Source organism: Antarctobacter heliothermus (assembly GCF_900188425.1).
Lineage (GTDB): Bacteria > Pseudomonadota > Alphaproteobacteria > Rhodobacterales > Rhodobacteraceae > Antarctobacter > Antarctobacter heliothermus.
Map to the genome: position 1 here is coordinate 23,276 of NZ_FZON01000051.1, position 11,585 is coordinate 34,860.

An 11,585-nucleotide genomic window follows, 5' to 3' on the forward strand; every position below is an offset into this window, starting at 1 on the left:
TGCCAAATTAAGGACTGACCATAGCGGCATTCTCGGGCCGCCTGTGATGCCTTTATGACAACCCGCTAGGACAGATGTCCAAGGGTCTTCCTTTCGGCATGCGCCCTAGCCGGGCTCGACATGGACTGGCTTTGAGTCTTGACCCCAAGGGAATGTTGACAAAAGACGGACCCAGAGTCGGATTGAGGTGATGCCTATGAAGCCCAGGTAGCCCTCGGCGGTCTTGTCTTAGCGGGCTGCGACACGACGAGCATTTTTCAGTCTATTGAAGCAGCGCTCGACAAGGGTGCGCGATGAATACAGCGAATGATCCGCGCCGATGTGCAACTTTCGTGACTTGCGAATAGGAATTTGGGTGAGCACGTCCCGTGCCTCCATCCTTTTCCGACTGCTTTCAGCATTATAGCCTCGGCCCTCCAACAGGACGCTCGGCTCAGACAGGTTGTCGGTCAGAACCCGATCGAACCTCAGGAAATCGGAAGTCTGGCCCGGCTTGATCTCAGTCCTCACCGGCAGGCCTTCTGCATCGAAGAGGAGGCTGATCTTGGTTATGAAGCCACCTCTTGAACGGCCAAAACCCTGCCACGTGGTCCTCTTTTTTGCGAACGCTGCCGCCGCTCTCATTGATTGCTGTGCAGTCAACTACCGGGCGGAGGATGGTGCGCGCGGACAACGGTGCTGTCGATCATTTGAAGGGCGTCCGGCACGGCCCCACTTTGGTTCAGGGCGCCTATGATGTCTTACCACAGCCCGCCGGCGTCCAGCGCCGAAACTGACGGTAGACGCCCGACCATTTGCCAAACTCACCGGGCTGGTCACGCTATGGCGATCCTGTGCTTGCGTTCCAGAAAATTCCGTCAAGAACTAGATCGTGAATGGTAGGCTTGCGACCGTTCGGGGCGCAATCAGGCAGGACGAAACGCTCAAAGAACGCCTACTCTTCGTCCGACATCAACTCTCGTGCCAAGCTGGTCTCAATTCCAGATACCAGCTGGAATCCCCCCCTATGCCTCCCTGCAAATCCCTTTTGTCAACTCGACCTGGTTGCCTCATAAAGAGCAAAATCGTCAGAATAGATATCGCGAATTGTGTCGGCTTCTTCAGCGGTTGGCTCGGAGTCGTCACTTGGGCGCGCCGTGGTGTTTTTTCGAGTGGTTGCAAGAACGCTGCATACCTTTGACACCTCTTCATCAGGCATGCCCGCCCATAACAATGCCTTGGCAGTATCGGCTGCAAGATTTTCGGTGCGAATAAGCCTAAGGTTCTCAGTACCTGCGGCCCACGTTGGAACCCATTTGATCTGCGGTTGCGAAGGTAGCAAATTTAAGGTGCGTTCGTCTGAGATGAATTCCGAGAAACTGATTGGCTCCGAGCCTTTCAGTAGATAGTCATAGTGACGATTTCTTTTCCCAGCCGCTTGCAAATGCAGTGCGTCCTTGATTGCGAAGCGATAAGCGGAATGGGTACGAGAAATTGGATCTCGTATCGGGACGATATATTTGCAACTTTCGAGGAACTCTGAAGTGAAAAAGCCCACAACATCCTGAGGTGTCGAGTGCTTTTTCAAAAAGGGCGATTTGGGATGAGGCAATACGAAAGGACTAATCCAACTAACATCCTCCGCAGAGCCCAAGGGCTGCCCTGCCTGATGTTTCTGCAGTACAATTTCTCCCCGATCGTTTCGTTGCAAACGCGTAATAGGGAGGATGAGTAGTGCACGTTCAGGTCGATCAAACAAAGGCCTGAGCGCAGCGCTAAGGCTAGTCCCGCCGGTCTTTGGAGTATGAAATATTATTGTTCTATTCTCTAAAGAGATCAACATGGCCTTGTGCCTTTCATGTACCGTACAATCGGTTTTCGCTGTGTAAGATGTGCTGCTCTCGATGTCGATGGAGTTTCATGGCCTTCCTGTCGGCTTGTGCTCTGGCCGCGCTCGTCATGTTTTGGCGAAGTGTCCTGACCATTGCAACTAACTGGACTCAGGGCTGATTTCCAATAGACACCGCGTGCGGCGAGAGGGCGATTGCCGCGGTCCGATACTGTGGCGGACCCACCCGGTGGTCAAGAACAGTTCGATTGGCCAACATTGGCTATCGCAGATGGGCTTGGAGCTTGGTCCATTTATCACGCCCCTGCTGGTCGCGGTCTGCGCCGTGGATCGGGTTGATCCGGCGCGTACCGGGCCATCGACAGGAAGTCACCCATGTCCGAGACATAGCCCGGCGGCACGATCACCGTTGACAGCAGGACGGATGCGCGCAGCGCGTACACAGAATCCGCCCTGGCGGCGACAAGCGGGACGGGGCGCATGACATCCGCTTTCAGTACATGGACCATAGGCGAAACGGTCCACCCCCGCACGTTCGGCCTCGCGCAGAAGGTTCAGGTTTGCCTGATAGTCCACGTCGCGACAGGTCAACCCATCGGCTTACCGGGTGATCCCGAGGGCGGAGACGATGATGTCCGCGCCGTCCAGAAAGCCGCATAGGGCAGACTGAGAGGCATAGCGCCGCCCCGAACCAGCATTGCAAAGACCATTGCCACCAGGAAAGGCGATGGCGCTACCGAACACCCCCGACGACAAAGGGCTTTCGCGATACCGGGTCGCGCATCCGGACGCCGAAGTGCCGGAGATCGCAGGCGACGCCTCATTTGTCAGCCACCTTGGGCGACGACACCCGTCTGTATAGCGAATTGCGGACCCCTGCGGCAGCCCTTGCCACAAACGGCGTTATCTTGCTTCTCAGAATCGCGCAAAGCGCCTTTGGCCAATTCGGCGCAGTGGCACCACTAATCCTGTTCCTTGCGTTCCTCCACCGGGCGGCTTGTCGGGCTTTTGGTCCTTGGCATACCGTTGGTCCTGGCCGAACGGCATGCCGTACTTTGCGGAAGCTGGATTCTTCCGCGCACGCGAACCGTCGCGACATGTGCGACAGTATTCCGCGATGGAACTGTGCAAGTGTAGAAAGGCAAGGTGGCCAGACTCTCAGGCCAGCCACCCGCCTCTCACCAATCGTTCGCGACGAGATGACCATCCCCGATGTCCTGCAGAGGCAGGCGGTTTGGTGCGTTGCCGATCCGATGAATAGGCGAAGGGATGTCGGACACTGGCCGCGCATGCGCGCGCGCTCTGCGCAAAGGGTCCGGGATCGGCACCGCGTCCAGCAGCCGTTTGGTATAGTTGTGCCGGGGATTGCCAAAGACCTGATCGCGCGTGCCCATCTCGACAATCTGGCCGAGATACATGACCGCCAGCCGGTCAACCACGTTTTCGACAACAGCCATGTCGTGACTGATAAAGAGATAGGAGACTCCCGTTTCTCTCTGCAACTCTTCCAGCAACTCCAACACCTGCGCCTGCACCGACACGTCCAGCGCAGAAACGCTTTCATCGCAGATGATCAGCTTTGGCTTCAAGGCGAGTGCGCGCGCAACGCAGATGCGCTGTCGTTGCCCGCCGGAAAACTCATGCGGATAACGTGTCATCTGTTCGAGCGTCAGGCCAACACGCTCAAAGAGTTCAGCGGCGCGGGTATGGCGCTCTTTGGGCGTGCCGATCCCGTGGATCAGCAACGGTTCGGCCACGGCCTCACCCACGGTCATGCGCGGGTCTAGCGCCGCCATGGGATCTTGGAACACCATCTGGATGTGGCGGCAGATGTCCCGCCTGCCCTGCGCCGTCAATCCTGCCAGCGCCTGACCGTCAACCTCGACATGCCCCTGATGCGGTACCAGACCGGCAAGCGATTTGGCGATGGTGGACTTACCACAGCCGGACTCGCCGACCAGACCAAAGGTTTCGCCCGGGCGAATGTCAAAGCTGACGCCCTCGACCGCGTGCACACGGTGCGTGGGACGGCCAAGGAAACTGGCGCCGATGTCGAAATGCACCTGAGCATCCACCAGGCGGGCCACCGGGACGGGCGCCGCCGGCGGCAGCGGTTTGGCGCGTTCGGCGCCAGTGCCAAGGCGTGGCACCGCAGCCAGCAGGGCGCGGGTGTAATCCTGTGTAGGCGCTGCGAAAAGCTGCTCTACCGGGGCGCTTTCGACCATGCGGCCGTGCCGCATCACCACGACGCGGTCAGCGGTTTCCGCGACGACGCCCATGTCGTGGGTGATCAGGATAATGGCCGTGCCGGTCTCTTTTTGCAGGTCTCGAAGGAGTTCCAGAACCTCACGCTGGACCGTTACATCCAGCGCCGTCGTCGGCTCGTCCGCAATCAGTAGGACAGGCCGAAGAACCAGCGCCATCGCAATCATCACACGCTGACGCATACCGCCCGACAACTCATGCGGATATTGTTTCATCCGCCGTTCGGGTTCAGGAATGCGCACCTTGCGCAACGCCTCGATGGCGGCGGTGCGGGCCGCGCTGGCCGAGACTGGTTCATGGGCGCGGATCACTTCTGTCATCTGGCTGCCGATGGTATGAACCGGGTTCAGAGACGTCATCGGCTCTTGGAAAATCATCGCCACGCGGGCACCGCGCCATGCGCGCATCCGGGCCTCTGGCAGGCTGGGAAGGTCTGTGCCCTCCAGCAGCGCCTGACCCGAGGTGACAGAGACGTTGTTGGGCAATAGCCCCATCAACGCCAGCGAGGTGATAGACTTGCCCGATCCACTCTCACCCGCGATGGCCAACGTTTCGCCCGCGGCGAGGTCAAAGCTCAGACCCGCCACCAAGGGACGGACGACACCCCGGTCCTTTACGGATACGGTGAGATCCCTCACGGAAAGCAGGGCGGCTTCCGCCCCCGAAGGGGCGGTCGCAATTTGTGTCATGGTCATTCCAACACCAGTCTGGGGAAGTAGAAGGAAACGACCCAATTCGGCATGTCCACGATTTCCGAGATGCGCAGATCACCGCAGGTAGAGATCAGCATATAGGCATCCACGTCCGACATGCCGTAGCGCGCGGTCAGCAAATCGATCATGCCGGACACCGCGTCGCGTGCACCGCTCATCAGGTCGGGGCCAACACCCGTCGTGACCTCATAGCCCTTTGCATCCAGATGCCGTGTAACCGGCCCCGGCGTTGTAAAGCGCGGCATCTTGAGGTTCGCGCCCTTTACCAGGTCCAGCGTCAGGGTCACGTCCATCGGGCTTTCGATGGCCGTGCCGCAGACCTCGCCGTCGCCCTGCGCCGCATGGGTGTCCCCCACGGAGAACAGCGCCCCCGCCACCTCGACCGGAAGATAGAGTTCCGTACCCGCCGAGAGATCGCGGATATCAAGGTTGCCGCCCGTCCGGCGCGGCGGGACGATGGAATGCAGTCCCGGCTCTGCCTGCGCGACGCCGATCGTGCCGGTAAACGGCTTTAGCGGCACGCGGCCCATGTCGCCCCAAAGCGCGGGTTCCATGGTTTCGGCGTCATATTTCCAGATCGTCAACGCCGGGTCTTCGAATTGGTCCGCAAGCAGGCCAAAGCCCGGAATGTTCGCGGTCCAGCCCCAGGCGCTGCCCTCCTGCTTGCGGGGGGCAAAACCGTCAAGTGTGATCTTCAGCGAATCTCCGGGCTCTGCGCCGTCGATGTAGATCGGCCCCGAGACCGGGTTGATCTTGCCAAAGTCGAGCGCCTTGACGTCGTCGACGGTGCTCGACGGGCCAAGCTGGCCCGCCGAAGAATCCATGCAGTTGAAACAGATCGTCGTCCCTGGCGCGACCGTCTCGACCGGGGCAATGGAATTGTCCCAGCCGAAATGGTGCTGCGCGCCGTGAATCGTGTAATCACAGGCTTTGCACATGCGCTTACTCGGTCACGTAGACGTAGTCGTAGTTGACCGGGATAGACACCGGATCGACGTAGAGCGAGTCATCGCCGCCCATGCGCTCGGACTTCATCGTGTAGCGCTGTTCGTTGAAGACGGGGACCCAGGGGGCCTGCTCCATCACCTTCATGTAGGTGTCGGACCACATCTGCAGCCGCTCCGGCGCTGCCGGGTCGGTCATACTGTCGGCTTCGACCGCCATGGCGTCGATGCTTTCATCGCAGAACTTGGACCAGTTCCAACCGCCGTCTCCAGCACCAGCACAGCCCAGGATCGGACCGTAAAAGTTGGACGGATCCGGGAAGTCCGCGATCCACGCCATGCCACCGGACCAGATCATCGGCGCGGCACCCGCGCCGCCGGCCTCGATCACGTTGGCCTGCGCGAGAGAGCGGATTTCCACGTTCACGCCGATCGCCTTGAGATCCTGCTGGATCGCCTGCGCGATACGCGGATTCGGGTCGGTGTTCATGACGTAGAGCTCGGTCGTGAACCCGTCCGCCAATCCTGCTTCGGCCAGTTTGGCCTTGGCGGCCTCGACGTCGAAGGCAAAGCCCTCAAAGCCCTCGGTGTAGCCCGGCATCGACGGCGGCAGCGGCTGCGTGGCAGGCACGGCGCGGCCGTTGATGATCTGGGTGATCCGCTCTTTGTTGATGGCCATGTTGATGGCCTCACGCACCGGCAGCTTGTCCAGCGGTTCGATGCCGACGTTCAGCGTGATGTAGCCGGTGTGCAGCTGGCCGCCTTCGACGACGCGCTCTGCCTGGGCGGGGTCGCCCATGACTTCCTGGAACTTGGCGGGCGGGATGCCATCGCCGGGCACGTCCACCTCACCCTGTTGCAGGCGCAGCAGCGCCACGATGGGTTCCTGTCCGACTTCGAAGGTCACAGCATCCAGGTAGGGAATACCTTCGCGCCAGAAGTCTTCGTTCTTGGCGAACACGAGGCGCTGACCGATGGTCCATTCATCCAGCTTGAAGGCACCTGTGCCAACGGGATGTTTACCAAAGTCGGTGCCATGCTCATCCACGGCCTCTTTTGGCACGATGGAAGCAAAGTTCAGCGCCATGACGTGCAGGAATGTGGCGTCGGGGCGCGACAGGGTGATTTTCACGGTCATCGGGTCGACGACCTCGACCCCGGAAAGCGTATCCGCCTCACCTGCAGAAATCGCGTCGAAGCCCGCGATGGAGGCAAAGAAACCGGCGCCGGGCGACTGCGTTGCCGGGGTGGTCACGCGGTCGAGCGAGTATTTCACGTCCTCGGCGGTCATCTCGCGGCCATTGTGGAATTTCACGCCCTCGCGCAGGGTAAAGGTGAAGACGATGCCGTCCTCGGAGATATCGTAGCTTTCGGCCAGACCGGGGCGCAGTTCAGTGGTGCCGGGGACATAGTCCATCAGACCGTCGAACAGCGATTTGATCATTGACCAGTTCTGCCAATCGTAACCGATGGCGGGGTCCAGCGTTGCGACGTCGTCCTTGTAGGTGATGGTGATCTCCCCACCGGACTTGGCGTTCGGATCGGGCGTATAGTCCTGTGCAAAGCCGGGCAGCGCCGTGGCGGCCAGCAGCGTGGTAGAAAGGAGCAGATTTTTCATGTTTTTCTTCCCTGTTGGTGGTTGATAGATGGCAAAGCGGCAGGGCCGCGACGCCGGCGGTAATTCCTGTTCAGCGCAGCTTGATGCGCGGATCGATCATCGGGGTGACGAAGTCAGCCAGCAGATTGCCCAGCACGATGGCGCTGGCGGACACCATCGTGACGCCCATGATGATGGGGATGTCGACGCGCTGGATCGCTTGCCACGCTAGCTGTCCGATGCCGGGCCAGCCAAAGACGCTTTCGACGACGACGATGCCACCCATGAAGATGCCGATGTCGATCCCGATCATGGCGATGATGGGTAGAATGGCGTTGGGCAACGCGTGATGGATCAGGACGCGCGCACGGGTCAGTCCCTTGGCGCGGGCAGTGCGGATGTAGTCCTGTCGCAGCACCTCTACCATGCTCGACCGCATCATCCGGCTATACCAACCCGATCCCATGATCCCCAGCGTCACGGCAGGCAGCACAAGATGCGAGGCCGTGCCGTATCCCCCGATCGGGAACCAGCCCAGCTGCACCGCAAAGACGTAGAGCAGCAGCAGGCCCACCACGAACTGCGGGGCAGAGACGGCAACGAAAGAGGTGACCATCAGCCCCTGATCCAACGGGCGACCCCGAAAGACCGCGGCCACAATGCCCAGCGTCAGGCCGATCATCAGCTCGCAGCCGATGCCCCCGGCCATCAGCAGCAAGGACGCAGGCAGACGTGCGGCAATCAGCGTGGAGACCTCGGTCTTTTGCAGATAGCTGCGGCCCATGTCGCCCTGCACCAGCCCGCTGAGGTAGCGCCAATACTGCACCAGCATCGGCTGATCGAGGCCAAGCTGCTGGCGAATGTTCTCCACCGTCTGTGCGGTGGCAGAACGACCCGCGATCTGACGCACAGGGTCGGCAGGCAGAACATACAAAAGAACGAAGGTGATAAAGCTCACGCCCAGAAGGATCAGCGCCGATTGCACCAGACGTCGAAAGAGATAGCCGGCCATCAGTCATTTCCCCTTTGGGTCGGGTCGAGAACGTCGCGCAGCGCGTCTCCAACAAGGTTGAAGGCCAGTGCCAGCAGCAGGATCGCGGCGCCGGGAATGAAGACCAGCCAGGGCGCGGCCTGAAAATAGGTCTGGTTTTCGAAGATGATGTTGCCCCAGCTAGGCGTCGGCGGTTGTACCCCAACACCGAGGAACGACAGCGTCGCCTCCAGCAGCACAGTGACCGAAATCCCAAGGGTGCCCCAGACGATCAGTGTCGGCACGAGATGCGGCAGGATATGTTTGAACAGGATGCGCGCCCCAGAAGCGCCCAGCGTCTTTTCCGCGGCGATGAACTCGCGTTCAGCAAGCGACGTGGTTTCCGTATAGACCACGCGCGCTGTCTGCACCCAGTTTACCAAAGCGATGACCATGGCCACGATCCACAAGGACGGCTGAAAGATCGCTGCAAGGCAAATCGCCAGCAGCAGCGCCGGAAAGGCCATCATCAGGTCGGTGAAGCGCATGAGAACCGCGCCGATCCAGCCACGCAAGTACCCGGCAAGCACGCCGACAATTGTGCCAATCAGCAGCGCAACACCATTGGCCACCACCCCGATGAGCAATGACGTCTGGGCACCATAGAGCATGCGACTGAAGAGATCGCGGCCCAATAGATCCGTGCCCATCAGGAACCCTCCTCCCGGCGGCATCGGCTCACCGAACAGGGTAAGCCCCTCGAAAAGCTGTTCATCCGGCGCATATGGCGCGATCAATGGGGCAAAGACCGCGCCTCCCACGACCAGAGCGATGATCGCAAAGCCGAAGAGGGCAAGTTTGCGGCGCAGAAGACGTCGTAGTGCCCCTGCGGGCGCGACAGGCGCGTTTGGGCGTTGTGTCAATTCAGCCAAGATCGCCTCCTCCGGTTGTTCGGGTGTCACGCGGGCCATTGACCGAAGAGACGATGCGCGTTGCGGCCTCCTCGAAGCTGACGCGCCACGCCATGGCCATGCCGCGCAGTTGTTCGTAGGCCTCATCCTCGGTCTTGCCCCGCGCGGCGAGCAGCGCCACCGCCTGAACAACAGTTTGTCTTTGCCCGAGGCGACGGCGCAGGCTGTCGATTTCACCCGCCAGGCCGATCCGTGCGTCAAAGGTCGCCCGCGCGATCAGCAGCGCGGAATAGACACCGTTGTCTCCTACGGGTTTCAGGATCTGCGCATCAGCGCCAAAATTCATCAGCCACTCGATCCGGCCAGGCGCCTCCGATCCGATGAGCGCTATGGTTGGCAGCGGCGCCTCACCCAGCTCCCAAGGGAACTGATCGTCGTGGGCGCTGTCGACGTCAATGAACAAGTAGTCGGCAGCCCGGGTCGCGGCGGGAAGCTCCGGCCAGTGACATTCGGCTTGCAGCCCCACGGCCTGCAACTGGCGCGTCAGTGCCGTCACCGTGACGTGGGGACGATGCAGGATCACCGCGCGCGCACCGCCAAGATCAGGAATGCTGAGGCGGCGTTTCATGTGACCGCCTTTATCATCGGCCGGACCTGAATTGTGTGGGTCTGCGTCAGGTACGGGTCTCCCTCGATGGGCGCATAGGTCCGCAGCGGTACAAAAACGCCGTCTCGCACCTGAGCGATGGCCACCGGCAGGGTGAGGTGATGGGTTCGGGCGCTGATCCCCACGGCTTCGGAACCCGGCAAGGCCAGCAATTCCGGCAGGGACAAGGACTCTGCGTCAGGGGTGCCCGCCAGCAGTTGTGCCAGCATCATGACCGACGCATGCGCTGCCGCCTCAAAGGACGACCCGAAATCCTCTCTGCCACCGTTGCCGGGCAGCGCCGGTGACAGACCCCGAAACCACGGCCCGGCAGAGATAACCCCCTCGGCCGAGGCACCGATCACGGGCAATTCCGCCTCTGTCATGTTACACGACAATACCGGGCAACGGCGTCCGGCAAATGCGGGATCACGCGCCCGCAGCGCGGCCATGGCGTCCAGAAAGGCGTATTGCGACGGCCCGATCAACTGGTTCAGCACGAAGTCAGGCTTCAACGCTTCGATCTCGTCCACCAATCGCGCGATATCTGTGGAACCGATGGGCACATAGCGTTCTCCCAGCACGTCGCCACCCGTACGCGCGCTGAGTTCCCGCGCAATGCGGTTCATTTCCCAACCCCAAATGTAATTCGATCCCGTGAGATAGACCTGCTTGCCATACGCGGCAAAGCAATGGTCCAACAGCGGGAGCAGGTGCTGGTTGGGGCAAGCATGGGCATACACCACGCGGTCTGACGCCTCGAACCCCTCGTAGGGCGTAGGATACCACAGAACCCCGCCCATGCGCTCAAGACTGGGAATGACTTCTTTGCGGCTCCACGACGTGGTGCACCCGATCACATGGCGCGCGGCGCTGGATTTCAGGATCTCTTCGCAAAAGGGCGCATAGGCATCGATGTCTCCGCCCGGATCCCGCTCCACCGCGCTGAAGGCCAGATCCAGCGTCGGGTCGGCATTCACCTGAGCGATGGCTTTCAGCGCCCCTGCACGGCTGGCGCGGCCCATGAGTTTGTAGGGACCGGTGGTCGAGAAGAGTAGTCCAAGATCGATGGTGCGGGTCACGCGATACTCCAGAAACGAAAAGCGCCCCGCACCCAGCACCCGTCACGAGGACGAGCAAAGGGATACGAGGCGCTTTTGCCGACTATGTTGTAGCCAAGGTGACCCAAGCAACCCGACTTGTCAAAACATTCACCGCTTCGCCCATCGGCCCCAAAAGGCAACGCCTGTTTTTTTTGCGTTGATCGTTGATTGGCAGGGGCATGACGCGGTGATCTGCCCTTCCACCGACCAGCGGTTCGCTTTTCGGGCTTGGGGGCAAAGGGGCGCTTCAGTTGAAGTCAAGATTTGGGCGAGTATCTGGGCAAGGCCGTTTGCGGTTTCTTTTGTCGCCACACAGCAAGAGCCATCGCGGTTCGCTGACGCCTCCTGCGACATCGGCGACTGGATCAAACTCCATAACCCCAAGCGGCCCCACGTCGCTCGTAACGGACAGCCGCCGGCCGTGGTCTGCTTTTACCAGATCGAAACCAATCAGCAGGGCCGGAGAGCAGCCTAAATCATCCCGGAAAATGTCCGGCCAATGGGGCGAATCTCAAGTATCCGTCCGTTGTGACCGCTCTGACGGTGAGCCTCTGCTGTCGATAATGTCCATGATCGATAATGGACATCTTGAGGCACTCCATGACGGG

At 60.6% G+C, this 11,585-nt stretch carries 9 protein-coding genes and 1 pseudogene; all 10 read right to left on the bottom strand.

What is annotated here, in order from left to right; genetic code table 11:
• Positions 1 to 105: 105 nt before the first annotated feature.
• A pseudogene (locus tag CHB90_RS20165) lies at positions 106 to 913 on the bottom strand (IS5 family transposase).
• A 117-nt stretch (positions 914 to 1,030) separates the two neighbouring features.
• Complete coding sequence (locus CHB90_RS20170) at positions 1,031 to 1,822, bottom strand: sulfotransferase family 2 domain-containing protein (protein WP_089279639.1); 792 nt, start codon at positions 1,820 to 1,822, stop codon at positions 1,031 to 1,033.
• A 302-nt stretch (positions 1,823 to 2,124) separates the two neighbouring features.
• Positions 2,125 to 2,310: a hypothetical protein gene (locus tag CHB90_RS20175; protein ID WP_089279640.1), complete on the bottom strand. Its 186-nt coding sequence runs from the start codon at positions 2,308 to 2,310 to the stop codon at positions 2,125 to 2,127.
• Between the two features lie 696 nt (positions 2,311 to 3,006).
• Positions 3,007 to 4,782 (bottom strand): ABC transporter ATP-binding protein, encoded by a 1,776-nt coding sequence (locus CHB90_RS20185; RefSeq protein ID WP_245823312.1) that lies wholly within the window; start codon positions 4,780 to 4,782, stop codon positions 3,007 to 3,009.
• A 2-nt stretch (positions 4,783 to 4,784) separates the two neighbouring features.
• Positions 4,785 to 5,744: an acetamidase/formamidase family protein gene (locus CHB90_RS20190; RefSeq protein ID WP_089279643.1), complete on the bottom strand. Its 960-nt coding sequence runs from the start codon at positions 5,742 to 5,744 to the stop codon at positions 4,785 to 4,787.
• Positions 5,745 to 5,748: 4 nt separating this feature from the next.
• Entirely contained in the window at positions 5,749 to 7,368 is a 1,620-nt protein-coding gene (locus CHB90_RS20195) for an ABC transporter substrate-binding protein (protein ID WP_089279644.1), read from the bottom strand.
• A gap of 70 nt (positions 7,369 to 7,438) precedes the next feature.
• Entirely contained in the window at positions 7,439 to 8,359 is a 921-nt protein-coding gene (locus CHB90_RS20200) for an ABC transporter permease (protein WP_089279645.1), read from the bottom strand.
• Positions 8,359 to 9,240 (bottom strand): ABC transporter permease, encoded by an 882-nt coding sequence (locus CHB90_RS20205; RefSeq protein WP_425426649.1) that lies wholly within the window; start codon positions 9,238 to 9,240, stop codon positions 8,359 to 8,361. The genes CHB90_RS20200 and CHB90_RS20205 overlap by 1 nt, the downstream gene beginning before the upstream one ends.
• Before the next feature lies 1 nt (position 9,241).
• On the bottom strand, positions 9,242 to 9,856 hold the full coding sequence (locus CHB90_RS20210; RefSeq protein WP_089279647.1) for an ANTAR domain-containing response regulator: 615 nt from the start codon (positions 9,854 to 9,856) through the stop codon (positions 9,242 to 9,244).
• Complete coding sequence (locus CHB90_RS20215; RefSeq protein ID WP_089279652.1) at positions 9,853 to 10,956, bottom strand: transporter substrate-binding protein; 1,104 nt, start codon at positions 10,954 to 10,956, stop codon at positions 9,853 to 9,855. The genes CHB90_RS20210 and CHB90_RS20215 overlap by 4 nt, the downstream gene beginning before the upstream one ends.
• Positions 10,957 to 11,585 lie beyond the last annotated feature (629 nt).